Raw genomic sequence first — 25155 nt, 5'->3', positions numbered from 1 at the left:
GAGGAATTACCATGAGCAAAACTATTGTATTGCTGCCGCCACGTAAGAATACAGACTGGGCTGCACAATTAAAGCTGATTTCTGAATCGCTTGAGGTGAGTCAGGCAGACCTCGCCCGTGCATATCAGGTTGACCGTCAGGATATGGGGAAAGCGTATCACGGTGTACGCAAACTGCCGGAGCGTTGTGTGCCTGTTCATATGCTGTTGTTAGCGCAGGTACACGACTTTAGAGCATTATCAGGAGAATAATTTATGTCTGACCAGAATGTTAATCCGTACCTTTCCGGTGCTGATGCTGCGCCGCAGCAATCGCCATACATGGCTGCACCTGTTGGCGCTGACAATGGCGCATCCCGCTTTAGCTCTGCGCCTGCTGATGCTGATTTCCTCCGTACCCAGCCCGTTAACGGCAATGATGGCGGCCAATGGAATAGTAGCAATATTGCGAATCAGCAAGATCAGAACGCGGACAGCGCCGGGGCGCAGGTGGGCGATACTATCCCCCTGATGGACGGAAGCGCTGTAGAGTTGACTCCTGAACTTCATGGGCTGATGGGGCAGTTTCACCAGTCTGTCGAAAGCCAGTTAGGGCAGGGAACAGTTGACGCCATGTTGCAGTTCGCTGGTACGCTCGACGCCGGGACGCAATCTACCCTTGAACGGATGGTTATGTCTGGCGACCCTGCACAGATGCAGCGGGCGGTTCAGTATCTGCAAGAGCGTATGGCCGCTGGCTCTGCCACTGGTTATGTCCCGTCGCAGGCGAACACATATGGTCAGCCCGCAGCGCAACCTGTCGGTATGTCTCATGCCGAGTTTATCGCAGCGTATGACCAGCTTTCGCAGTGGGCGCAGCAATCAGGGTATGGCCCCGGCCATCGCCAGTACGACGAACAATACCGTGCTCTCGTTGCGCAGCGCTCCGCTGGCAAACGTGCTGGCCGCTAACGCCCAACGGTGGAATGCGCCCTGCAAGACTGAGTGCGCACCAACCCGGTACTACCACACCAATCTATGCGCATGAGTCCCCGCAAGCCGCATTCTGCGCGGCATCTGAAAGCCTATTTTTAATTAACCGAGGTTCGTAATGAGCACCTGTAATTTCCATGCCGTGGAGCGTGTCGCTGACGTGCGCCCGGATTTCGCCTTGCCGCTGGGTAGATGCGACCACATTTACCCTGAGCGTGTGCAGCACGCTTTTAACCCAGACGAAGCGGTTTATATCGTTGCCCGTTCTGCCACATCCGGCACCCGCACATCTGGCGTTAGCCGTGGGCTTTCCCCTGTACTACCGCCGAAGATGGCCGAGCGGATGCGCGAACGTGAACGGCACGAGAAGAATCGAGCCAGACCCCGCAAGGTGATCACTGAGGCGATACGCGCTGACATTATCGATCGCTCTGCAAAAGGCCAGAAGAATCGTTACATCGCAAGCAAGGTTGGCGTGTCTGAAACCTCTGTGCGGAAGGTGTTGAACATGGCGCGTATGAGTGCGCACTAATGCAAGGTAATGCGTTCGCCTTACTTCACGCGCACTAACCCCTGAGAACCGCGCCAGCTCTGGCCTCAAAACGCCCATTTCGGGGCACCTCATCCCTTTAATCGATACCGTTCTGAATCCTGCCTCGGCGGGAGGATTACGCACGTCTGTGCCATGACGATGGCGCGGGCTTCATCAACCTACGTAGGAGTTTTGTTATGGCTGATACTTCGTACAGTCCCGATCTGTTTCGCCCACATTATGGCGGGGTGGAATCCGACAATGATATTCACATCGAGGCTTATGACCGGGATGTCCAGACCCGTTTAGAGTCCAAATCCGTATTTCTGGCCGAGAGGCTGTCTACATACAGGCCGCTGAAAGCCAGCAACCAATACCGCATTGATCGCCTGAGTGGTGATCTTGAGGTGAAGGGCAGAACCGCAGGGCAATCGCTGGAGCCTACCGCTGTTAAGTCGGATAAGCTGATTATCTCTGTGGATACGCTGAGCTATATCCGCATCCCGATTGACTATCAGGATGACTGGACAGCACCCACCTTTCGCTCAGAGCTGAGCCGCAATATCGGTACTGCTCACGCTAAATTCTACGACGAAGCGCACACCATCCAGCTAATCAAAGCGACTGACTTTGTACCACCGCCGACACTGCAACCAACGTTTAACCCGTTGACGGATAACGTTGTCTCGCTCGACCTGACAGCGGGGAGCGAAGAAGACGCCGCGAATGAGCTGGTTAACGCTATTAAAGCTGCTGTTAATCGATTCCTGACTGAGAAAGATATTCCGGTGGCGGAGCTGGTACTGCTTATCGACCCGGCTTGGTTCAGCATCCTGATGGAACATAAGAAGCTGATGAACGTCCGTTACAGCCGGGATAGTGGCAACGATTACGCATGGCGTCGTGTTGGCTATGTCGCTGGGGTGCGAGTTATCGAGCTGAATAGTTACCCGCAGGAAGCCATTACCGGGCATGAACTGGGCGCTGATTATGACGTTACCGCAGAGGAAGCGATGACGAGGGCAACGCTGTTTAAACCTTCCTCGGTACTGTTGACGGTCGAAGCGCAGAGCGTCATCAATCGCCAGTGGGATGATGAACGCGAAATAACGATGGTGATGGACTCATATCGCCTGTTCAACGTTGGGCTGCGTCGTCCTGACTGCGTTATCAATTTCCGACAAGCTGCATAACTGGAGGGGCTGAGTCATGGTTAATGATGCTTACGCCCCTGAGCTGTTGCGATTCCTTTTCCTGTATGACCCGGTGACAGGTCGCCTGCACCATAAAGCTAAGCGACGCCGGGTTAAGGCTGGCTCCTATGCTGACTCCACCCGGCGAGCTGATGGCTATCGTCAAGTTGCCCTGCGACTTGATGGCAAGCAGTACCAGCTAAAAGCCCATCGCGTGGCGTGGATTCTTGCGCATGGCGCTATTCCTCACGGTAAGCAGATCGATCACATCAACGGTATCCGTGACGACAACCGCCTATGCAATCTGCGCTTGGTTACGCAGCGGGAAAACGACCAGAACCGACGCAAGGCAAGGGGGTATAGCTGGAATAAGGGCTGTAGCAAATGGGAGGCTTACATACGCGTAGATGGTGTACTCCGTCACCTTGGCTTATTTACTACCGAAGCGGCGGCGCGTGCTGCCTATTTAAAAGCTAAAGCCAGATACCATCCCTCAACGCCAGCCGATTTGTTGCAGGCTGCCTAATCCTCGGAGGTTCCATATATGGCTGATGAAAAGCCAATTAAACCGCTGGCATGTGATGACCCACGCCGCCAGCGGTACGCCGAACTGTTGGCGCAGGCTGGCCGCATGACTATTCCCCGACTGCATCCGGGCGATGCTAATAGTGTTATGAGTCAGCTTGCGACAACGCTCGGCGCACCTGTCCCGATAGTGGGTGCTATGACGGAGCACGCCGCTGCATGGCGTGCCTGTCTGCTGGATCAAGGACTTGGCGATCTTCTGGATGGATTGAGTAAACAGGTGCTGACCATCTTCTTTCTGCTCTGCTGGAGAGACAGCGCCTTACGATTGGCGGGTAAGCAAAAGGAACGGCTTACAGCGGCCAGCGAGGGTTTGACCATTGAGCAATACCGGGTAATGCACCCGGCTTACAGAGAGAATAAAGAAGATGATAACCACGATTAAATTAAGGTGGCGGTACATCGAGCCGCCGCCAATGACTGGCGTACTCGCTGACCTGAAACAGTGGGTAATGGATAACGGAGAGCCTGAGCTGGAAGCTGAATTTCGTAAGCTGCTGGGGCTAATGCGCCGCAACGGTATCAGTGACAAACGCGTTAATGCGATGGCTGATGAGCTTTATGTTCTGGTTTGCCAACGCCAGTGCGAAGAATACGAAGCCTGCAAGCGGGCAGCCTCTGACAATGGAGACTTTGAATCATGGTTACACGGACAGACCAACTACTAAGAAAAGCGATGCGGGGCTATCTGGAACATCTCGGCAACATGCCGCTGGCAGAACGGATTACAAATGCTGCTGTATTCGAAGATGTGTATCGCTTCCTGTTGAATGGTTCCGGGCGGCTGGAGCTGCGCCGCGCTGACGTGGCTGCCGTCCGTGTCTTCCTGTGGAATTATCAATACCGTCGCTGTGCGGTGACAGGTAAACCGCTGCGCCTTGCGTCTGCCGTGCTAGATCACTGCCATCGAACCGGGCGCGTGCGTGCTGTGGTGCATCGCTCTGCTAACGCTGCTGAGGGTGGGCGATATGTTGGGCGTACTTGTGGCGTGAACATTATAAATTTGAAAGCTATGTTGGATATCTATCGTAAGAATTATTTAGGAATAAATCTTACGTATCCAACATAGAGTAAGAATAAAAGGGTAGGTCATGAAACCTACCCTTTATGGTTATCTTTTATTTATTTTTTCTAAAAGATGCACAACTGATTTGCCAACGGCAAATGACAGATTAACAGGAACCGCATTCCCTATTTGCTTATATTTCGCTGACATTGGGCCTTCAAATACCCAGTCATCGGGGAAGGTCTGTATTCTTGCGTACTCACGCACTGTTAATGGTCGTGTTTCTTCCGGGTGGCAACGCTCTGTTTGTTTCTGCGCTGGGGCACATGTTAAAGTTAGGCTTGGCTCATCCCACGATAAGCGACGAGCCATACCTGTTTTGCCACCGCCTAAGTAAAAACTCTTGAGCATGTATTCTTTTTGAATATCCTCTGGAAGATCTCTCCAGTAGCCACCAGGAGGAACCATGCTTAGAATCTCGGCTTTTCTTTTAGGATACTTTTGTCCCTCAGACTCTGGCACGTCGCTATCGTACAGCTCTCCCTTTTTTAAAGCATCTTTAAGTGTTAATATTTTATTGTAAGAAGACGGCCATTCATAATCGATGCCATTAGCAAGATCATTTCTTACAGCCACTATAATCAAACGCTCGCGTTTTTGTGGCACTTTGTAGAAAATAGCCTTAAGTACCCTAGGCTCAAATAAAGTGTAACCTAGGTCTGTGATAATATTTTTTATTGTTTCTAAAGTTCGCCCATCATCATGATTTAGCAATCCTCGTACATTCTCTGCTAGAAGAACTTTCGGATTGATTTCTTTAACGGCTCTGGCGAACTCAAAGAAAAGGGTGCCTCGTGTATCTTCAAAACCAAGTTTTTTGCCTGCATAAGAGAATGCTTGGCAAGGGAAACCGCCAGCCAGTACGTCAACGGTATCCCTATAAGGGGTGAAGTCAACTTTGCTCACATCGCCTTCAACCACATTCCATTCAGGTCTATTTTTTCGTAACGTCTTACAAGCATGGGAATCAATTTCATTTAGTAAAACAGATTTCAAACCTGCTTTTTCCAAACCTAAAGCCATACCCCCTGCGCCAGCAAATAATTCTAATACAGTATAAATGTTATTACAGGTTTTAGACTCATCAGACCACTGGCTTTTGAATAAAAACTGAGCCTGTTCAAAATGTTTAAGTTGATCTTTTCTATAAAAACGATAGTTGTTCTCGTCATTTCGTTGAGAAACTAATTTTCCAGCAGTGTCCCAACGCCTTAAAGTTTCTTTTGACACACCCAAAATGTCTGCAACTTCTGAAAGTGAAAACTCTTCCTTTAACATACTTAGTAACCATGCCAACATTAGTCATGGTTACTACTGTATGGGTTTACATGGTCGTTGTCAAACATTGATCATGGTTATCAGCCGTAAGCGAGACCAAAATACTTAATAAAGCTATCTTTATCAGGGATGGAGAAGCCTTTCTGTCCGAGACGCTCGTTCAAAACATACTCAATTGCGTGAGGAAGAGCACTATAAAGTTCCTGCAAAGCATCCGGTCTGCCCGTGACAAGCTCATAGAAGCTCGCGCCATCAATGATTCGGATGTTAGGATTCGAAAGGCACAGAGTACCGCTGCCTTTATCAGAGGGGGTAAAAGGGATATCAAACCTAACAGGCTTGCGAGGGATTATATTAACAAAGTAAGCGCAGTAATCCTTAAATCGGCTATATTTAGGTGATACCAGTTCATCTAAGCCTTTATACTTATCAGCTAAGTCCCCGCCAGTAACCGTTGAGTATTTATTCTTCACCTCAGCAATGATTTTTCTCTCTTCGTTGAGGAGATCAACGATACCCCCGATTCCCATGTCCTGCCATCCATCAACATGGCCGAGGATTTTTTGGTGAAACGTACCAACATGATTCTGAATGGTCTTCTGACGTTGCCGTGCAAGTTCGGAGTTTCGCCACTCTTCATGGGATGAGAAACCCGGAGCTTCAAAAAGCGCACCAAAAGGGTCAATCACATTGCTGTTAAAAGTCTTCTCAGCGGCGTCTTTTTTCTTTTTAGCTTTAATTAATAAGGTTTCAACTTCGTTAAAAAGGTCTTCATCACTGATATATTCAAGTAATGCCATGGCTTTCTCTCCATCATTCTTTATAATTCAATGACTTGTTTGCGTAGTAACCTTTGGGAACTATTGCTGTTATGGCTAATTACGCAGCAGCTCTCAAAAACATCATTGGAGCAAGTCTCCCCATCATAACGACTACGGACATAGATGAGAACGATCAATAAGCATTTAAATGATAGAAAGGGCGGATGTTTGCTGCGGCGGGCTTTGAATGGCTTGCGCTAAGGATTCGATCAATATCAATATGTTACAAGGATAGGGGAGTTACCCCCTAAATTTCGAGATAAGCCACTTGTTCTATATACCGAGCCAATTCAATTGGAGATGCAGAATTTTTGGAATAAGTTTTGAAGCTCTCCGTGTTACCTCGCTCATGGCCGACGAGTAAGGCAATGCGATCCTCTGGTACTTGAGCACGATCGAGCTGTTGCACAAACGCATGTCGGAGTGAATGAAACACTTTTCTCTCTGCGGCAGGTTCGCCAAGAACTTTGCGCTTCGCCCGTGTGAACTGCTGGGTGTGCCACGTTGAACGCTTTCCGTCTGCCCGGTCTGTGATTGAGGCGTGATAGAACAGAAAACCGCTATGTGTGGTCTTGAGCAACGACTTCACGAGAGGGATTATCTTGCTGTGTACAGGGACGATTCGCGCCGCGCTCTTGGTCTTCCCCTCGGTGATCTCAAAGCACAAAACGCCCTCGATAGTTTTAATACTGCTCTCACGCAGCGTACATATTTCATTGATCCGCATACCGCTGTAAGCACCAATAGCCGTTACCGCCTTCATCTCGTCATCAAGCAAGGTATAGACCTTTGCCAGCTCTCCCGGTGCGAAGACTTCATAGCTGACCTTGCTGCTTTTGGCTTCGAGTGCATGACCACGCCAAGGGTTATCCTGTGGCGCATCGTGATAGCGATTGCGTGCCAAATCCCATATCTGTGCCAGTGCACTGATATAGTTCTGGATGGTTTGGGGCGCTCGCTCAGTTTTGAGTTTATCTAACCAGCCTGTAACTATGGTTCGGTTAATATCTCGCAACTGAACATCTTTCTTTTTCAGGTGGGTTAACAGCACCTCTACGGCTTTATTGGTCTTGGATAGGGTGGTTAGCTTTCGCTTCTCGCTGTATTGAAGCAGGTACAAATCACGCATTTTTAGCAAGGAAGGGCAAGCCTGAACCGATGCACCAAATGATGCGGGGGCTTCCTTAGCATACATACTGACACGGCGTAGCTCATCAATGATTTGATCGACGGACGAGCCGCCTTGTGGCTTAAGCAGATTCCGTAAGCGAGTCCATTCCAGAGCAATAGCATCGCGAAACAAACGCGCTTGCCGTATGTCTCGTGTCCCTGTGCTTTTCATAAAGTAGCGCTTCCCTTGGAACAGGTGGCGCATGTAGCTGGGAATAGCTATCCGCACGAGGTAATTCCCGCAGGGATCTAAAACTAGATAACGATCTCTCTTGAAACTCATACAAACCCCGGTTATGTTGTCGGGGCTTTTTCATGGCTAAACAGTCTGTGAAATGTGCCGGGGTTATGAGCTTTAGTCTAGCTAGTTCAACGAGTTAACGATGATTGTTGAAGCAAGCTAAGCCGCCTAAACCCGTGCCGGTTCGAGTCCGGCCTTCGCACTTATCCCCTTAACACCTCTCTCATGTACCATTCTACAAGCCCTTACGGCACGTCAATCGGCTTGTCGGCGGAACACAGAACAGCCTGTCGATAATCCTGCCTCCATTCATCATCTTCGACATCTGTACGTGCATAGTCTCGTTTGGTCCAATCGTTCCTTTATCAAAACTTTTATGATGGGCCACATTGTTTGCGTGTCTGTTGGATAGCGAATCCCACCTCGTCAGCAGAGAGTAATGTTCTTCATCAAAACCACTGGCAACTGTTGTGTTCGACGGTCTCTTTTTATTCTCAAACTACGTGAACTTTGCTGCTTATCTACTCTCCCCAAATCCATGCCAAAAAATGTGAACCTCATCCCTGAAGCAAATCGTAATCTCTGAAATCGATCCGTATCGTAAACTTTACTTTACACTTTTAGTGATGTTAGTCACAAAATTAAGCGCGGAGGGTGATCGCAATCTCACAATAGCCTGGTATACAAAATCGACAATGTGAGCGGAAAAGAGGCTGGAAAGTTAAGTTTTCACTGCTTTCTCTCTTTTACCGCGTCTGGAGGGAAACTGCAATTCAAAAGATAAAAAATAACTTGTTGAAATTGAGTCAGTAAAAAAATGGTATGTGATTTAAATCACGCGTATTTACAGATTTTATGATTTACGCCAATGGCGAATATTGACGGAGCTATTTTCTTCATGAATTAAATCTTGCATAGTGCCCTCACATTATTTCTCCCCCTGAATCAGGAGGCGGATAGTTATATTCCATCAATCTTTATTGATGGACCAGGTATGCTTTACTTCACATTAATACGAACATGACCACTGTTAACTGGAGAAACAAAATGAATTATCCGGCAGAACCCTTCCGTATTAAAAGCGTTGAAACTGTATCTATGATCTCGCGTGATGAGCGCATCCAAAAAATGCAGGAAGCGGGCTACAATACCTTCCTGTTGAACTCGAAAGATATCTATATCGACCTGCTGACGGATAGTGGTACGAACGCCATGAGTGATAAGCAGTGGGCCGGGATGATGATTGGTGATGAGGCCTACGCAGGCAGTGAAAACTTTTATCATCTGGAAAGAACGGTTCAGGAGCTGTTTGGCTTTAAACATATTGTTCCTACGCACCAGGGGCGCGGGGCGGAAAACCTGCTATCGCAGCTGGCGATTAAACCGGGGCAATATGTTGCAGGGAATATGTATTTCACCACCACGCGTTATCATCAGGAAAAAAATGGCGCCACCTTTGTGGATATCGTCCGTGATGAGGCGCACGATGCCGGTCTGAATATCGCCTTTAAAGGCGATATCGATCTTAAAAAGCTGCAAAAACTGATTGATGAAAAGGGCGCTGAAAATATTGCCTATATCTGTCTGGCGGTGACGGTGAACCTTGCGGGCGGTCAGCCGGTCTCGATGGCGAATATGCGTGCCGTCAGGGAGTTGACGCAGGCGCATGGCATTAAAGTCTTCTACGATGCAACCCGCTGCGTAGAGAACGCCTATTTCATCAAAGAGCAGGAAAAAGGCTTTGAGAACAAGAGCATCAAAGAGATCGTCCATGAAATGTTCAGCTACGCCGATGGGTGTACCATGAGCGGGAAAAAAGACTGCCTGGTGAATATCGGCGGGTTCCTGTGCATGAACGATGATGAGATGTTCTCGGCGGCTAAAGAGCTGGTGGTGGTATATGAAGGGATGCCATCCTACGGCGGTCTGGCCGGACGCGACATGGAAGCAATGGCCATTGGTCTGCGTGAATCCATGCAGTTTGAGTACATCGAGCACCGTGTGAAGCAGGTTCGTTATCTGGGCGATAAGCTGAAGGCGGCAGGTGTGCCGATTGTTGAACCGGTAGGCGGCCATGCGGTATTCCTCGATGCTCGTCGCTTCTGCGAACACCTGACCCAGGACCAGTTCCCGGCGCAGAGTCTGGCGGCAAGCATCTATATGGAAACGGGCGTGCGCAGCATGGAGCGTGGCATCATCTCCGCAGGGCGTAATAAAGAGACGGGCGATCACCACCGGCCAAAACTGGAAACGGTACGCCTGACTATTCCACGCCGCGTTTATACTTATGCGCATATGGATGTGGTGGCCGATGGCATTATTAAACTCTATAAGCATAAAGAGGATATTCGCGGGCTGAAGTTTATTTATGAGCCTAAGCAGTTGCGCTTCTTTACTGCACGTTTTGATTATATTTAATGGTATTGATAGCCCCATTTTTTAATGGGGCTTTTTGTTTTTTATTATCCAAAGATGTACAAATGACAGCCGTAATTATAATTAATAGTCAACAGGAACATTTATCATGGATATTAATGCCATTGAACGACAGAGTTCCCCCGGACTTATTAGCGGGACGATGCTTGTCATCGCAACGGTAGTCGGCGGGGGAATGTTCTCCCTGCCTATTGCGATGGCGGGAGTCTGGTTTCCCGGCGCCTCTGTTATTCTGATCGTTATTGCCATCATGATGTTATTAACCGGCCTGATGCTGGTGGAAGTGAACCTTCACTATGGTGCCGGAGCCAGTTTTAACACCTTTACTCAGGATCTATTAGGGCGAAAGTGGAATATCGTGGTTGGCATCGCCTTTGGTTTTGTACTCTATATTTTAACCTATGCGTATATCTCCGGGTCATCGGCGGTGATGGCGCAGACGGTGTTTAAATATAGCGGTTTTCGTTTCCCGGCAAACATCTCCGTTATTGTCGTCAGTATGCTGGTTGGCGTAATCGCCTGGTATAGCTCGCTGCTGGTCGGGCGGATCACCACCATTCTGATCGTCGGTAAGTTTGTGGCGTTCTTTGCCACGTTCTCCGGGCTAATCGGCCATATTGAGGTGGCGAAACTGGTCGATAGCGTCGCCATCGCACTGCCGAATACGCAATATCTGCCCTATATTCTGATGACGCTGCCGTTCTGCATTATCTCCTTTGGTTTTCACGGCAATGTGCCGAGTCTGGTGAAACTGTATGGCACCCACGGCGTATCCCATATTACGCGCTCCATCGTGATTGGCACCCTGTTTGCCGTGCTGCTCTATATCTTCTGGCTGGCGGTGACGATGGGCAATATCAGCCGCGCCGAGTTTTCGCCGATCATTGCCAAAGGCGGCAATATTGATGTGTTTGTGGAAGCCATCAGTGGGCTGTTTACCAGTCGCTATATGGATTTAATCCTGACCTTTTTCGGTAACTTTGCCGTTGCCAGTTCGCTGTTGGCCGCTACGCTGGGTCTGTTTGATTATATTGCCGATCTGTTCCACTTCCCGGATAACGGCATCGGCAGACTGAAAACCGCGCTGGTGACCTATTTCCCGCCCGCTGCCGTCTGTTTCTTTTTCCCGAATGGTTTTGTCCACGCGATTGGCTATGCGGGACTGGCGTTTACCATCTGGAGTGTGATCCTGCCGCCATTTCTGGTGAAAGCGTCCCGTAAGCGTTTTGCCACGGCGCGTTATACCGCCCCCTGTAACAATACGGTGCTGAATCTGGTGATTGTCGGCGGAGGGATTGTGTATCTGACGGTGGTGCTGGATGTGTTTGGTTTACTGCCGACGTTCCGTTAGCGGGAGGCGCTATGTTTCTGACATTACTCAGGTTACAGCATCCGCTGGTTTATCGTTACGCCTGGCTGAGGGTGTGGGTGGTGGTGTTAAGAAAATGCGGACTGCGCAAGAATAAAACTCACAAAAGCAATCAGGCCTGTCGCTGACAGGCCTGCCTGGATTTACACCCGGAAGTAGCGTGGTGGAATCAACGTTGAGAATGCGTCGATCTTCTTCACCATCTTTTTCCAGAACAACATAACAACAATCCTCTGTTTAAAATGCAGGCGCTATTTTAGTCAGCGCAGGCATTGCGTAAAAGATCGCCGCGTCGTTCTTATCGTGTGCGCGGTGTAAAGCTTTTTGTTCACTCTGCAAAATGTGGAGGAGTAACACGATCGGCAACCCTGCCGCCGGGTTGACAAGCGTTAAAATAGTACGGGCAATCCCAGCCCGCGTTTCACTTCCCGTAGCGTTGTCTGTGTGACCTCATGCGCCCGTTCACTGCCTTGTTGCAGTATCTGCATCAGCATGCCTTTATCCTGAATATAGGTTGCCCGCCGCTCGCGCACTGGGGCAATCAACTCCTGCAAACAGGCTTCCAGTTCGTTTTTACAGGTGCGATCGCCAAGCCCGCCCTGCTGATAATGCGCTTTCATCGCCGCGACTTTCGTTTTGTCCGGGTGAAAGGCATCCAGCCAGGTGAACACGACATTTCCTTCGATCTGACCCGGATCGCTGACGTTAAGGTGGTGAGGATCGGTGTACATGGCGCTAACCGCTTTGTGGATCGTCTCTTCACTGGCGGAGAGTTGCAGGGTATTGCCGAGAGATTTTGACATTTTAGCGCCGCCATCGATGCCGGGCAGGCGGCTGGTGTCGCTCAGAATCGCCTGACAGTGGTGTAGCAGCGGGGCAGGCAGCAGGCTGTTCATCTTGTGTACGATTTCGTTAGTCTGCTCGATCATCGGCAACTGATCGTCTCCTACGGGCACATATTCCGCTTTAAACGCGGTGATATCCGCCGCCTGGCTGATGGGGTAGACCATAAATCCGACCGGTAACGAGCGGGTAAAGCCTTTCTGCGCAATTTCATTTTTCACCGTCGGATTACGCTCTACGCGGGCGACAGTGACGACATTCATATACAGCATGGTCAGTTCCGCCAGTGCAGGTAAGGCGGATTGCAGGCAGAGCGTGGTGAGTGCAGGGTCGATTCCGGCAGCCAGATAATCCGCCAGCACTTCCGGGATGTTGTCGCGGATCTTTTGCGGGTTCGTACCGTTATCGGTCAGCCCTTGCAGGTCAGCAATCAGCACAAATTGTTGATGGGTATGCTGCAAGGCAACGCGCTGGCGCAGTGAGCCAACGTAGTGCCCGAGGTGCAGGGTGCCCGTAGGGCGATCGCCGGTCAGAATGGTGGGTTTTGTGTTCATCAAAGACTCCTTTACGTGAAAAAACCGAAAGACGTCTCTGGAACGCAATAGCCGCCTTTCGGCGGCTATTAATACGGGGATAAAACAGAACCGTGCCGCCTTTAGTCAGGCAGCCACCAGCGGTTATGGCGTTGGGGAATCGCAGTCTGTTTATTCATAAAAATGACCGTATCACGGTTAAGCGCAGGGGTAAACCTGCTATGTCAGGGTTGTTAATGGGCAACCTGTTCACTCTGCTTGCCATCAGCGCTCTTCAGCATTCTCTTTTTTGCGTAAACTGCCGCTGCTTAACAAGTTGAATCATGCTGATGACGGCGCCGAAAAATAAGGCCGCAGCGCCGCAAAGCGTTGCGCTGGCGATCGCCTCCGTGCCGCTGCCTAGCAGGCTGGTTAACAGTGGGCCGACGATCTGACCGATGCCGTAGGTAAGCGTGACAAGACCCAACAGATTGATATTCCCCGGCACGCTCAGTTGCCGCGCCAGCGGCATCACCAGCGAGGTTGTCCCCATGAACGTCGCGCCAAAACCAATGCTGCTGATAATGAGAAGCGGCAGTGCGTCGCTGGCGAGCGTGAGTATGACGCAGACTCCCTGAATCAGCAGATTCGCCGTCAGGCATTGTAATACGCCCCAGCGCTTTGCCGCCCACAGCCAGCCAAAACAACCGGGAACGATCGCCAGTCCCACCAGTGACCAGAGATGGGCGGTGAGTAGCGGCGAGCCCGCGTTTTTCGCCATCAGCGGCAGATAGGTGGCGACGATGATGTAGCCAAATCCGGCGAAGCCATACAGCAGCGCCAGTTGCCACCAGCGCATCAGCGGATTATGCGTCGGCGCCGGAGGAGCGGGCGGCAACGCGTGGGCGCGGGCAGGGATGAGGAGCGCCAGGAGCAGCAGTAACACGGCGGAGATAACGGCAGCGCCTGACCACAGCATATGGGAAGAAAGCGCATAGCGTAAACCGGCGATAACATACTCGTTGCCCAGCAAGATACCGGCGCCAACGCCGGAGAAAAGCGACGCAATCACAAACGGGTGACGGGTATGTTGCAGGACGATCATCGAGCCAAAAATCATCATTCCGGCGCTGGCGACCCCGGCCAGAAAACGGATCAGCATCACGATGGCAGGTTGCGTAAATATCGCCATCGCAAGGATTAATCCTCCGGTTGCTACTGCCGATGTCAACAGCATTGGCCGTAAGCGAGAAGGGAGGTGAAAGGCGCCGAAGGAGAACAACAGGCTGCCCGCCAGATACCCCGCGTAGTTGGCGCTGGCAATCCAGGAAAGCGCCGCGAAGGTAAACTGACCTTCAGACAGCAGGACCGGTAGCATCGGGGTATACAGAAAACGTCCGATCCCCATTCCCAGCGTCAGTACCATTAAGCCGAAGAGTGCCGTACTGATGGCATGACGGTTTGAATCGGCATTGCCCTGAACCATACTTGCTCTCACTTAGCGCGTTAATTTGTGTTTGTTATATTACATGTGTAAATGATAATAAAAAGTAAAAAATAGAGGCGTGTGAGGGCCCGGCAAGGCATATGCGTTGGGAAATTCAGCAGGCGTCGATCGTTTTTACGCAGTGCCAGCCATCATCCACGCAGCGATAGATGGATTCGGTATGACCGGGAATAATCCACCGCGTTTCTTCGCCGGGGGCGCAGCGCAGGTAAATACATAACCCGCAGCCGCCGCGTAGCTGGCGCGGAATATCCGCCACCCGGAAGGTCATTCCCGCAGCCTGAAGCGCTTTGCGGGTCTGAATGACGCCCACCGTCGAATGAAATAAAAACAGATATTCCGTCATCCGCGTTTTCTCTGGCGTTGACCAATCAGCGCCGCACCAATGGCCCCGGCAAACTGCGCGTCAGGATGGGTGTAAACCGGCATCGCAACGTGGCTTTCCAGCATACGCGCGAATGCCGCACAGTGGCTGACGCCGCCGGTAAACAGCAAAGGTCCCCCGGCAGACAGTCGGCCGATAAAATTAGCGCTACGTCTGGCCATCGCGTTGATCACGCCGGAAAGAATGGCTTCTGGCGCAACGCCCGCAGAACGCAGGCTGATCACTTCAGACTCGGCAAAAACCGTGCACATGCTGGTGATGGCATGAGGCTCAACGCCGTCGGTGATCGTATCCAGTTGATCCACGCTGGCGCCGAGGGTGCGCGAAATCACCTCCAGAAAACGCCCGGTTCCGGCGGCACATTTATCATTCATCAGAAAGTCGGTGAGATTACCGTCGTTATCCAGTTGAATAACTTTGCTGTCCTGGCCGCCAATGTCGATGACCGTGCGGGTTTCAGGAGCCAGGAAGCGCGCCCCCAGCCCGTGGCAGGAGATTTCCGTCACCTGTTTATCGGCAAAATCAACCAACTGGCGTCCGTAGCCGGTTAGCGTCAGAAACGGGCGCGTGTCCAGCCCTGCGCTTAGCGCTTCCCACGCCTCGTGGATAGCATCGGCGGGGCGAAACGGCGTGGGGCAGAGGAAACGGCGTGTGATAACGCCCTCCGCCAGCAAAACGCCTTTTGTCGCCGTGGAGCCGGAATCAATGCCAATCGAATACGTCACGGGCGCTCCTTACAGCATTTCGATAAAGGCCGCGACGCGGGTGCTGAGTTGCCCGATATCCGAAGTGGAGTAGTCCGTTTCGATGGCGATATAAGGGATGTTGTGCTGCTGGCGTACGTGGCGCTTAATCGCCATAGACTCAACGGCATAGGTATGACAGGCCTGCAAAATCACATCCACGACGCCGTCCGCCTGATACTCCTCTACCATCTGGCTGAGCAACGTCAGCCGCTGGTCGTTGGGCGAAATGCAGGAACAGCCAATTGCGAGGTATTTGTCGGTCAGCGCGTCATAGACATCGCCCGTCTCTTCAACGCACTGTTCGGTGGCTTTTGCCCCCGTGCAGTTTTCAAATCCGACGACCCAACCGCCGTTTTCTTCAATGGCGCGTACCACTTTTTCTGCCGCGCCGCCAATCGGGCAGCCGGTGATCAGAATACGCGGGCGGGCGTCCAGCCGCTTGCCGTCCTGCCACTCCTGGCGCACGCGGTCAGCCATGCCGTTGAGCTCGTCGATAAGCGCTTCTTTATCAAAACGAAACGTCGCGCCGTACACCACTTTCAGAATATCGCTGCCGCTAAGAGCAGGAGGATTAAGCTGGCCGACGCGGTAGAAATTGGCCAGCGCGCGGCGTTCGCGGTTTTTCAATACGATCGCGTCGCGCAGGGCGGCTTCGCTGATGGGGTGGCCAAAACGCGTTTCCACAGCCTGTTGCAGACGCAGGATCTCTGCTTTCCATAACGCACGGGAGGCGGCGTCATTGGCGCTGTTGGGTAGTTGCATGACGTGTACGGCCTTAAATTCGGCCATGTATTCGTACATTTTCTTTTTGCCGTCGCAGGTGGTTTCGCCCACCACCAGATCGGAAAAATAAAAGTAGGGGCATTTGTCCGTTTTGCCGAAGCCGTAGCTGCTTTTGATCAGCGGACACAGGTTGCGCGGCAGATCCTTTTCGGCTTCTTCGATGGTTTCGTCCGATGTTGAACACAGGGAAACGACAACCGCGCCCGCCGCCATTGGGATCTCCTGCGGCATAAACGTGCAGTAGGTGCCGACCAGTGGAACCCCCTGTTCTTTAAGATCCATGACGGTGAGAAAGCCTTTCTGACGGGCGTCGGAGAACTGGTTAAAAATGGCGGGTAGATCGGTGATAAGCGACATGGTTTTCCTTCCCCGTAACACGGGAGACAATGAAAAGACCACGCATTATAACCCTGTAAAAACCAGGTGTTTATTGATCTGCTTAAAAGTTGGGTAACGTCAGCAGGGACGGTATTTGCGACAGCAGATACAACACCAGCCCGATGGAGCCGCCGACCAGCGTGCCGTTGACGCGGATAAACTGCAAATCTTTGCCGATGTTCAGCTCTATCTGGCGTGACATATCGCGGGCATCCCAGCTTTTTACCGTGTCGCTGATGTGGCGCGTCAGAAACGTGGCGAATTCCGGCGCGACCCGGTGCGCAGCCTGTTCCAGATGGCCGTTGAGCGAAGCGCGAAGGGCATCATCCGCCACCAGCGTTTCGCCGAACCATTGCCCGGCATGGGCGATCCGCTGCTTCACGCGGGAACCCTCTGCGTTAATATCTGCCTTCAGCCACTGGCGTAAATCAGCCCAGAGTTCACCAAGATAATGGTTAAACGCCTCATCTTCTTTCAGGTACGCTTTGATGCTTTCCGCCCGGGAGGCCATCTCTGGATCGTTTTTGAGTTTGTCGATCAGCTTAAAGGTGGCGCGATCGAAGGCGTGGCGGATCTGGTGCGCCTGGTCGTGGCTGATATCATCCAGCAGCGAATTCACTGCATCGGAAACCAGTTCTGCGCTGTGTTCCCCCAGCCATTCGGTCGGTAAAATTTTTGCTTTTAGCGGATGTTCCGTCTCCAGCCAGCGCACGATTTGCTGTGCGATAAACGCGCGTGAGCTGTCGCGCTGAAGCAGGGCGATCAACTGCGCGATCAGGGTGTCCAGCAGTACCTGATGACGATCGTTTTTGGTCATGCTCTCCAGCATTAACGCGCTGGTGCCAGAGAAGTCCACTTTATCGATCGCTTTGTGTACCGCCCGCTTGAGCAGGCGCTGAATACGGGCGTCGTCCGTCAGTTCGAGAAAACCGCTCATGATTTGCAGCAAATGCATCCCAACCCGCCGGGCGTTATCCGGCTGACTGAACCAGTTGCCGATCAGCAAGGCCGGTTCATGACGGCGAATGAGCGCGACCAGCGACTGGGTATCAAGAAATTTCTCCTGCACAAACTGGCCAAGATTTTCGCCGATTCGATCCTTATTACGCGGGATAATGGCGGTATGCTGCGCGATAAACGGGATCGGCACCCGACGAAACAGCGCCACGACGGCGAACCAGTCCGCCAGTGCGCCCACCATTGCCGCTTCCGCAATGGCTTTAATGCCGAGTACCCAAAAATTTGGCGGCAGGAAAAGCGTCGTGATGAACGTGGCGGCGGCAATCAGCAGCAGCGAGAGCGCCAGTCGTTTGGCGCGTTTGAGTTCAGCAATTTTATTCATAGCGTTAAGGATAGAGCCAGACGGGAGGATCGTGCAAAAGATCATCCCGGGCTACCTGCGGTGAAGGCCTTCTGGCGTAGCGCTATCAGGCATGAGTTTATTTCTCAGTTGCCAGTTCTGTTACCTCATACTGACGCACGCGCTGTAATAGCCCTTTCAATGTGAACACCGCCGCAATTCCTGCCACCACCGCCAACAGATGAAACGGAATCTTGCCGCCGTTAAACCACAGCCCGCGTCCGACTTCGATAGCGACGGCCATGACTGTCAGGATGACGATATTCAGCGACGCTGAGACGGTGCCTTTAGGCAGAGTGTTGGAAAACAGCGTAAAGCGGAACAACGTCGAGAAAATCATCCCGATCCCGAAAGCGTACAGACTGGTGCCCAGCACTGACCACAGCCAGACATGAGGCCACAACAGATTTCCTGCGATCAGGATGGCCAGACCGACAAGCTGTATCGGCGGCGCGCGCCAGATAAAACGCGGATCGCCGGGATCTTTCACAACCCGAGCGACCATCATATTGGCGATGATTACCGCGCCAAACACCGGCACCTGCGCCCAGGCGAACTGCGCGGTAGTCATGCCGCCCGCGTCGATTAAGATTACTGGCGAGACCGCCACCCAACTCATTAGCGGGATGTAGCTCAGCGAAAGCGTTGCGGCGCCGAAGAGGAAAATCCGGTTGTGAAAGACATGGCGAAAATCGCGGAGGACGGCGGGAATGCTAAACGGCGCCGCGCCGCGTTGTACCGTCTCTGGCATCGCCAGCGCCAGGCCGCACAGGGCGATCAGCCCCATCAGCGCAATAATGCCGAACAGGGCTTTCCAGTGAACAAAGTGCATTAGCGCAGCGCCTGAGAGCGGGCCGATAACCGGCGCAACCAGGACTATTGAGGTGATGATCGCCATCAGTTTTATGGCTTTGGTCTGGCCGAAGGCTTCCTGCACGGTAACGTAACCGACCGTGGCGATAAAACAGATGCTGGTGCCCTGAATGAAACGCGCGACCAGAAACTGTGTCATTGACGTTGTAAGGAGTGTGGCGGCGCAGGCAACGGTGAAAATAAGCGCGCCCGTAATCAGCACCGGTCGGCGGCCAATCCGGTCGGAAAGCGGGCCGAGCAACCACTGCAATGCCATCCCTCCGGCCAGATAGAGACTGACGGATGCCGGAGCCAGGCTGACATCGGCATTGAAATCATGCACGACATGGATGATGCCCGGTTGAATCAAATCCGTCGACAGATAGGCGGCAAAGTCGTACAGAATCAGCGCCATCGGGAAAAATAGCGTTGTCGCGCGCCGGGAGAAGAATTGACGTATCCGTTGCATATAAATCGCACTCCATGTCGGAGAAAACCCTGAACGGGTACAGTGAAACATTTCTGCATGGCGTATTCAGAAAAAATGTACGCCTTGCAGAAAGGTGAATTTATCGTTGATAGCGCCTCGCAGCAACGCATAATACCGAATGTCGTTGGCATCCTGACAAGGTAAGGTGACGCCGGATAGTGAGATCATGCAACATCGGCGTATTGCCTTGCTGGAGTTGATACAAAAACATATCCGCCAGCGTGACCTGATGGGGCTGGTGGAGCAACTGGCCTCACTTTTGGTGATGGGATACACTACCGACAGCCAGCTTAAAGTGCTGTTTAATTATATGATGCAGTGCGGCGATGCCTCTCGTTTTAGCCAGTTTATTCACGAGGTGGCCGAACGTTCCCCCCAACACAAGGAGAGTCTGATGACGATAGCTGAACGATTACATGAAGCGGGTCGCCAGGAGGGTATGCAGCAAGGCTTACAGCAAGGCCAACGGGCTGAGGCGCAGCGTATCGCGCGTACAATGCTGGAAGACGGCATCGATCGCGATACGGTTTTACGTATCACCGGACTTGCTGTTGAAGAGGTTATCGCGCTGAACCACTAAACACATATCCACCAGCGCATCACTGGCCCGGTAAACGCCGTTCTGCCGGGCGGGCTTATTCCATCGCCACTTTCACCGCCTCTCCAAGTTTTTGCATCACTTCACGATGTTTCTCGTTCGGCGGTAACGCACAGTTGATGCGCACGCAGTTGCGATACTTCCCGGAGGCGGAAAACAGTGATCCCGGCGCGACCTGGATTTTCAGGCGGCATAGCTGTCTGGCGACGCAGACCATATCGATATGCTCCGGCAGCTCGACCCATAGCATAAAGCCGCCTTTTGGTCGAGTGACGCAGATCCCGCAGGGAAAATATTCGCGTACCCAGCAGGTATAGATCTCCATGTTGCGCTGGTAGATTTGGCGCATTCGCCGGACATGACGGTGATAGTGGCCCTCGCGGACGAAGGTGGCCGCCGCCAGCTGCGTGGCGGGAACGTTGGTGCCGATGACGGCGTATTTCATATGCAGCAGGCGATCGTGGTAACGACCCGGAGCGACCCAGCCTACGCGCAGGCCCGGCGCGACGGATTTGGTAAACGAACTGCACAATAGCACCCGACCATCGATATCCCAGGAGTGGATGGTGCGGGGGCGCGGGTAATCCGTCGCCAGCTCGCCATACACGTCATCTTCAAAAATCACAATATCGTGGCGCTGCGCGAGGCTGAGCACTGCCCGTTTGCGTGCGTCCGGCATAATAAACCCGAGGGGATTATTGCAGTTTGGTACGAGGATAACCCCTTTAATCGGCCACTGATCCAGCGCCATTTCCAGCGCTTCAATACTGATACCGGTATCTGGGTCGGTCGGGATTTCAATGACTTTTATTCCTAAGCCGCGCAGGAGCTGCATGGTGCCGTAATAGGCGGGGGATTCGACGGCGACAATATCACCCGCCTGGCAGACGGTCAGCAGCGCCAGCGACAAACCGCTCTGGCTACCGTTGGTGATAACGATATCATCAGCGCTGACGACCGAACCGCTGTCAAGCATCAGGCGGGCGATCTGTTCCCGCAGTTCGCGGTATCCGGCCAGTTCATCGTAGCCCAGCACCGCCCCTAGGTTATGTTGCGCCACGCGGCTTAGCTCGCGCCAGAGCGGTTTCAGGCTGGGTTGGTGGATATCGGGGACGCCGCTGCTGAAAGGAATGATTGATTTGTCGTTGTGCCCTTCCAGCATGTCCAGCACCTGATCCCACTGGGTGATCTCTACCGGCCGCTGTACCGGGCGTGACATCAGCGGCACCGGCGGTTGCGCCTTGCGTGGGGCGACAAAGTAGCCGGAGCGCGGCTGTGGAGTGATGAGCTGCAACGTCTCCAGCGTCTGATATGCCTGCTGTACGGTACTGATGCTCACCCCATGCTCCTGACTCAGGCTACGCACCGAGGGCAATTTTTCCCCGTGGCGATACAGCCCTTGCTCAATACGCTCGGCCAGCAGATTAGCCAGATGTTGGTAACGCGTCATGCTGTATCCCTCACTCTTGCCATACAGATGGAAAAACCAGTACAGAACGGTGGTCGAAATCGCGTTCAGATACCGTTTTAGCCAATCTGTATGGCAAAGAAAAGTATTTTTTGAATCTGTATTGTGGTGGTGAAGATCCGGGAAGATAAAGCCTCTGACCAGGTGGGGAGGTGGAGTATGGAATTTCACGAGAATCGCGCAAAACAGCCGTTTATTGGTTTTGTTCAGATCTGGCGGGCAATAAAAAGATGGCGACTGCGGGCGCAGACGCAGCGTGTATTGCAACGCATGAACGATGAGCAGTTAAAGGATGTGGGGCTGCGACGGGATCAGATTGAGTGATCCCCCGTAACATCACAGAGGCTGGGCTGTATTCAGTCCGGCCTTTTTACATTCACATAATTTATCAATTGATGCTTCCTTATCAGCCATTTCTTGATACTTATCCTGATAAGTATTATTTTCCCATCTGCTAAGAGGGGAAAGAGAGATGACTGAAGATGAGCTGTTTGCCCGTCGTCCGATGGGGATGCGCATGGCAATGGTGGTACGCCAGTGGCGTGCAATTATTGATGCTGCCATCACCGATACCGGCCTGACGCAGTCAAGCTGGACGGTGCTGATGCAACTGCATCAGTTGGGCGATAACGTCTCGGTCAGCGAACTGGCGGAGGTGCAGGGTATTGAGCTGCCACCGCTGATGCGCACCCTCACGCAACTGGAAAAACAGGGCTATCTGGTGCGTTCAACATCGCCATATGACAAACGCATCCGCCTGCTGACGCTGACAGCGCAAGGCCGTTCAAGGCTGGAAGAACTGAACCGGGTGATTGAGACGTATCAGCAACGCGTCACCCGTACTATCCCGGAAGCGGAACTTGCCGCCTTCAGCGCCACATTAAATCAAATCGCCTGCAATCTGCGGTTAATCCGCGAAGAAGATAATTAACTCTAAAAAACTATGATGACCCCAGAACAAAAATTTGCCCGTTGGGTAAGGGTGAGTATTGCCGCTTTCCTTGCAATATTCGCCTGGTTTATTGTTGCCGATATCTGGATCCCGCTGACGCCGGATTCCACCGTGATGCGTGTGGTGACGCCGGTCTCCTCGCGCGTCTCCGGCTATGTCTCTCACGTCTACGTACGCAACAATAGCCAGGTGAAAAAGGGCGACCTGTTGTATGAACTGGACCCAACGCCGTTTATCAATAAAGTTGAGGCCGCACAGATTGCCTTTGAGCAGGCGAAGCTGAGCAACCAACAGCTGGATGCGCAGATCGCCTCTGCGCGCGCCAACCTGCGCACCGCGCAATACACTGCCCGCAACGATAAGCTCACGTTTGACCGCTATCAGCGGCTGAGCGCGATGCAGAATGTTTCGCAGTCGGATCTGGATAAAGTGCGCACCACCTGGCAGACCAGCGAGCAGTCGGTGGCGGCGCTGAATGCCAGTATCCAGAACCTGCTGATCCAGCGCGGTGAACGCGACGACAGTCGCAATGTGACGCTGCAAAAATACCGCAATGCGCTGGAAGAGGCACAGCTGAACCTGGGCTGGACGAAGGTGCGGGCGGAAACCGACGGGACGGTGAGCAATCTCCAGCTCAACCCTGGGCTTTACGCCACCGCTGCCACGCCTTTGATGGCGCTGGTCAGTAACCAGACCGATATTGTGGCCGATTTTCGTGAGAAAAGCCTGCGTCACACCCGCGTAAATACCGATGCCGCAGTGGTGTTTGACGCCATGCCGGGCAAAGTGTTTCCTGCGCATGTGACCAGCAGCGACGCCGGGATTCTGGCCGGGCAGGAAGCGGTTAACGGACAGCTGTCGCAGCCGGAACAGTCGACGCGCTGGGTGCGCGATGCCCAGCGTATGCGCATTCACGTTACGTTGGATACCCCGCTAGAGAAACCCCTGCCGACCGGCGCTCGCGCTACGGTGCAGTTGTATAACAGCGAAGGGATGTTTGCCCGCACCTTTGCAGGGGCGCAGATCCACCTGGTAAGCTGGCTTCACTATGTCTATTAACACCCTGGCCCACGTCTTTACGCCGCACGGGAATATTGTCTACACCGCCAATGATTTTCGCCAGACCGTGCGTATTTCCGTTGCCGGGACGATAGCGCTGAGTATCTCGACCTTTTACAACGTGCAGTACGGCGTCTTTTTTGTGGTTTATCCGCTGATGCTGTTGTCGCTGGTGCCGGTGTTTAACCGCCATGTGGCTCGTCAGTTTGTATTCAGCGCGGCGGTGAACTGCGTTGAAATGGTGTTGATTGTCGGCTATCTCTCGCAGTGGCCGGTAATTATGACGCTGGTGGTGTTTGGCCTGTACGTGATGCGCTTTCGTTTTATGAGCAAGGGGCCGCTGTTTTTGCTGGGGTCGATGGGCGTGGTGTGCCAGAGCACGATGCTCAACTTTATGAGTTACCCTGGCACCAACTGGCACACGCTGATGTTCTCCAATATGGAGGCCTGCGTGATGGCAGTAGCCCTGAGCGCGCTGCTGCACTATCTGATCCCGGATGTCGAACCGCGTCAGCCGCCGCCGCGTATTGAGAAGGATGATGCCCGTATTCGCCATGAATCGCTGCTTTCCGGCACCGTGGCGACGATGATCTTTGTGATTTTCCAGATCTGTGATTTGAGCGATTCGTTGTCGGCGCTGATGGCGGGAATTTTGATTTTGTTTCCGATGCATTATCGTGGCGCGGTGATCAGCTCTATCTGGCGCGTCGTCGGCGTGGTGCTGGCCTGCCTGTATATTCTGCTGGTGCAACTGCTCATTTATGACTTCAGCAACCATATGCTGCTGATGATGCCGCTGATCGGCCTTGGGCTGGCCTTTAGTGCTCGTCTGCATGTGATGGAAAAGGTTGGCGCGGGCGTCGGTTTTGCCAGTATCACCACCATCGGCATTATGTTCGGCCAGAACCTGCACCCGGATCAGGACCTGGTATTCAGCGATCTGTACCGCATCACCTCCGTCACCGTCGCGCTGGTGGCGACGCTGACGATGGTGTTTCTGGTCCACCGGGTGTTGAACTGCTTTGCTGCGACACGGTTTGTAATTACCGAGTGAGTGTGGAGTAAGTGCCGGATGGCGGCTGCGCCTTATCCGGCCTACGTAGTTGATTTGTAGGCCCGGTAAGCGCAGCGCCACCGGGCATTCGGGCGGTTATTTCTGCCTGGTAGGCTTCGCCGAAATTACGTCGATAAACTCCTGCACCTGCTGTTGCTTATGCGCGGACAGTTTGCACACCCGACGCAGCGACTGCAATAACGCCGGTTCTTCAGGCTCCGACTGCTTTGTCGTCAGCACAATACAGCCTGCCATCACCTTGATATCCATTTTGCTGCCGGTGGTAAAACCGGCGGCTTCCAGCCACTGGCCTTTCAGGGTAATGGCGGGAATACGGGTGTAATCCGGGTAGCGGCTCGCATAACTGACGGTGCCCAGACGATTGTTTGCCGGGGAGACTTCTGGATCGTTGAATTCTGCAATAGAATGCGGGGTAGTCATGATGGCTATTTCCTGTGAATAGTGATTGTGATTAGCGAGGCGCTCGTGTTGCAGCACGGGCGTCT

26 protein-coding genes and 1 pseudogene are annotated in these 25155 nt (G+C 52.7%); 15 read left to right on the top strand and 12 right to left on the bottom strand.

The features are described 5' to 3' along the window. Positions 1–11: 11 nt before the first annotated feature. The 8 genes from FD428_RS18660 (at position 12) to FD428_RS18625 (ending at position 4350) form a co-directional block, all read left to right on the top strand. Entirely contained in the window at positions 12–251 is a 240-nt protein-coding gene (locus FD428_RS18660) for a hypothetical protein (protein WP_000047583.1), read from the top strand. Positions 252–254: 3 nt separating this feature from the next. After that, complete coding sequence (locus tag FD428_RS18655) at positions 255–950, top strand: hypothetical protein (RefSeq protein WP_114848004.1); 696 nt, start codon at positions 255–257, stop codon at positions 948–950. A gap of 139 nt (positions 951–1089) precedes the next feature. Then, positions 1090–1503, top strand: a complete 414-nt coding sequence (locus tag FD428_RS18650) for a hypothetical protein (RefSeq protein ID WP_069601661.1) — start codon at positions 1090–1092, stop codon at positions 1501–1503. Between the two features lie 197 nt (positions 1504–1700). Next, positions 1701–2696: a capsid protein gene (locus FD428_RS18645; protein ID WP_114848003.1), complete on the top strand. Its 996-nt coding sequence runs from the start codon at positions 1701–1703 to the stop codon at positions 2694–2696. Between the two features lie 16 nt (positions 2697–2712). Next, positions 2713–3222: an HNH endonuclease signature motif containing protein gene (locus FD428_RS18640; RefSeq protein WP_114848002.1), complete on the top strand. Its 510-nt coding sequence runs from the start codon at positions 2713–2715 to the stop codon at positions 3220–3222. Positions 3223–3240: 18 nt separating this feature from the next. Further along, complete coding sequence (locus tag FD428_RS18635) at positions 3241–3666, top strand: hypothetical protein (protein ID WP_114848001.1); 426 nt, start codon at positions 3241–3243, stop codon at positions 3664–3666. Continuing rightward, a complete protein-coding gene (locus FD428_RS18630) occupies positions 3650–3949 on the top strand; it encodes a hypothetical protein (RefSeq protein WP_049005209.1) in 300 nt (99 codons plus the stop codon). Before FD428_RS18635 ends, FD428_RS18630 begins: the two co-directional genes overlap by 17 nt. Further along, positions 3922–4350: an endonuclease domain-containing protein gene (locus tag FD428_RS18625; protein WP_049005210.1), complete on the top strand. Its 429-nt coding sequence runs from the start codon at positions 3922–3924 to the stop codon at positions 4348–4350. The genes FD428_RS18630 and FD428_RS18625 overlap by 28 nt, the downstream gene beginning before the upstream one ends. Positions 4351–4392: 42 nt before the next feature. Here FD428_RS18625 and dcm read toward each other — a convergent pair whose 3' ends face one another. The 3 genes from dcm to FD428_RS18610 all read right to left on the bottom strand — a co-directional run bounded on the left by dcm (position 4393) and on the right by FD428_RS18610 (position 7899). Beyond that, positions 4393–5625 carry a DNA (cytosine-5-)-methyltransferase gene (gene dcm, locus FD428_RS18620; RefSeq protein ID WP_058685590.1) on the bottom strand — a complete coding sequence of 411 codons (1233 nt, stop codon included), beginning with the start codon at positions 5623–5625 and terminating at the stop codon, positions 4393–4395. Positions 5626–5705: 80 nt separating this feature from the next. Continuing rightward, positions 5706–6425, bottom strand: coding sequence for an Eco47II family restriction endonuclease (locus FD428_RS18615; protein WP_058685589.1), 720 nt, complete (start codon positions 6423–6425; stop codon positions 5706–5708). 268 nt (positions 6426–6693) lie between these two features. Continuing rightward, entirely contained in the window at positions 6694–7899 is a 1206-nt protein-coding gene (locus FD428_RS18610; RefSeq protein ID WP_114848000.1) for a site-specific integrase, read from the bottom strand. A 1005-nt stretch (positions 7900–8904) separates the two neighbouring features. On the opposite strand from FD428_RS18610, the gene FD428_RS18605 reads away from it, so the two are divergent. Together FD428_RS18605 and FD428_RS18600 are read left to right on the top strand one after the other, a co-directional pair. Further along, on the top strand, positions 8905–10275 hold the full coding sequence (locus tag FD428_RS18605) for a tyrosine phenol-lyase (RefSeq protein WP_049010418.1): 1371 nt from the start codon (positions 8905–8907) through the stop codon (positions 10273–10275). Between the two features lie 106 nt (positions 10276–10381). Continuing rightward, the gene (locus FD428_RS18600) at positions 10382–11644 is read left to right on the top strand and encodes an aromatic amino acid transporter (RefSeq protein ID WP_012134247.1); all 1263 of its coding nucleotides are present in this window, start codon (positions 10382–10384) and stop codon (positions 11642–11644) included. Between the two features lie 407 nt (positions 11645–12051). On the opposite strand, the gene trpS is transcribed toward FD428_RS18600, so the two are convergent. From trpS to mdtM, 7 genes are all read right to left on the bottom strand, one after another. After that, entirely contained in the window at positions 12052–13059 is a 1008-nt protein-coding gene (trpS, locus tag FD428_RS18595; RefSeq protein ID WP_114847999.1) for a tryptophan--tRNA ligase, read from the bottom strand. 253 nt (positions 13060–13312) lie between these two features. Continuing rightward, positions 13313–14503: an MFS transporter gene (locus FD428_RS18590; RefSeq protein ID WP_049010410.1), complete on the bottom strand. Its 1191-nt coding sequence runs from the start codon at positions 14501–14503 to the stop codon at positions 13313–13315. Between the two features lie 115 nt (positions 14504–14618). Further along, entirely contained in the window at positions 14619–14870 is a 252-nt protein-coding gene (locus FD428_RS18585; protein WP_049010407.1) for a DUF3343 domain-containing protein, read from the bottom strand. Beyond that, positions 14867–15634, bottom strand: a complete 768-nt coding sequence (yjiL, locus tag FD428_RS18580; protein WP_114847998.1) for a putative 2-hydroxyacyl-CoA dehydratase activator YjiL — start codon at positions 15632–15634, stop codon at positions 14867–14869. Before yjiL ends, FD428_RS18585 begins: the two co-directional genes overlap by 4 nt. A gap of 9 nt (positions 15635–15643) precedes the next feature. Further along, positions 15644–16795 (bottom strand): double-cubane-cluster-containing anaerobic reductase, encoded by a 1152-nt coding sequence (locus tag FD428_RS18575; RefSeq protein WP_114847997.1) that lies wholly within the window; start codon positions 16793–16795, stop codon positions 15644–15646. An 82-nt stretch (positions 16796–16877) separates the two neighbouring features. Further along, on the bottom strand, positions 16878–18158 hold the full coding sequence (locus FD428_RS18570) for a DUF445 domain-containing protein (protein ID WP_114848046.1): 1281 nt from the start codon (positions 18156–18158) through the stop codon (positions 16878–16880). Positions 18159–18255: 97 nt separating this feature from the next. Beyond that, the gene (mdtM, locus tag FD428_RS18565) at positions 18256–19497 is read right to left on the bottom strand and encodes a multidrug efflux MFS transporter MdtM (protein ID WP_049009412.1); all 1242 of its coding nucleotides are present in this window, start codon (positions 19495–19497) and stop codon (positions 18256–18258) included. A 166-nt stretch (positions 19498–19663) separates the two neighbouring features. On the opposite strand from mdtM, the pseudogene FD428_RS18560 reads away from it, so the two are divergent. Then, positions 19664–20098 (top strand): annotated as a pseudogene (locus FD428_RS18560) (Rpn family recombination-promoting nuclease/putative transposase); the annotation flags it as partial. Between the two features lie 55 nt (positions 20099–20153). On the opposite strand, the gene FD428_RS18555 reads toward FD428_RS18560, so the two are convergent. Further along, complete coding sequence (locus tag FD428_RS18555; protein WP_114847996.1) at positions 20154–21566, bottom strand: PLP-dependent aminotransferase family protein; 1413 nt, start codon at positions 21564–21566, stop codon at positions 20154–20156. A gap of 177 nt (positions 21567–21743) precedes the next feature. On the opposite strand from FD428_RS18555, the gene FD428_RS18550 reads away from it, so the two are divergent. From FD428_RS18550 to FD428_RS18535, 4 genes are all read left to right on the top strand, one after another. Next, positions 21744–21908 (top strand): DUF1127 domain-containing protein, encoded by a 165-nt coding sequence (locus FD428_RS18550; protein ID WP_112001232.1) that lies wholly within the window; start codon positions 21744–21746, stop codon positions 21906–21908. A gap of 148 nt (positions 21909–22056) precedes the next feature. After that, entirely contained in the window at positions 22057–22515 is a 459-nt protein-coding gene (locus FD428_RS18545) for a MarR family winged helix-turn-helix transcriptional regulator (RefSeq protein ID WP_012134229.1), read from the top strand. 12 nt (positions 22516–22527) lie between these two features. Continuing rightward, a complete protein-coding gene (locus FD428_RS18540; RefSeq protein ID WP_114847995.1) occupies positions 22528–23595 on the top strand; it encodes an HlyD family secretion protein in 1068 nt (355 codons plus the stop codon). Beyond that, positions 23585–24649, top strand: coding sequence for a DUF2955 domain-containing protein (locus FD428_RS18535; RefSeq protein ID WP_114847994.1), 1065 nt, complete (start codon positions 23585–23587; stop codon positions 24647–24649). Before FD428_RS18540 ends, FD428_RS18535 begins: the two co-directional genes overlap by 11 nt. A gap of 96 nt (positions 24650–24745) precedes the next feature. Here FD428_RS18535 and symE read toward each other — a convergent pair whose 3' ends face one another. Then, on the bottom strand, positions 24746–25090 hold the full coding sequence (gene symE / locus FD428_RS18530) for an endoribonuclease SymE (protein ID WP_114847993.1): 345 nt from the start codon (positions 25088–25090) through the stop codon (positions 24746–24748). Positions 25091–25155 lie beyond the last annotated feature (65 nt).

The sequence above is a fragment of the Citrobacter sp. TBCP-5362 genome (genome assembly GCF_005406305.1).
Taxonomy (GTDB): domain Bacteria; phylum Pseudomonadota; class Gammaproteobacteria; order Enterobacterales; family Enterobacteriaceae; genus Citrobacter_B; species Citrobacter_B koseri.
Note: the sequence above shows the minus strand (reverse complement) of the source record. Positions and strands in the feature narration are given on the sequence as shown.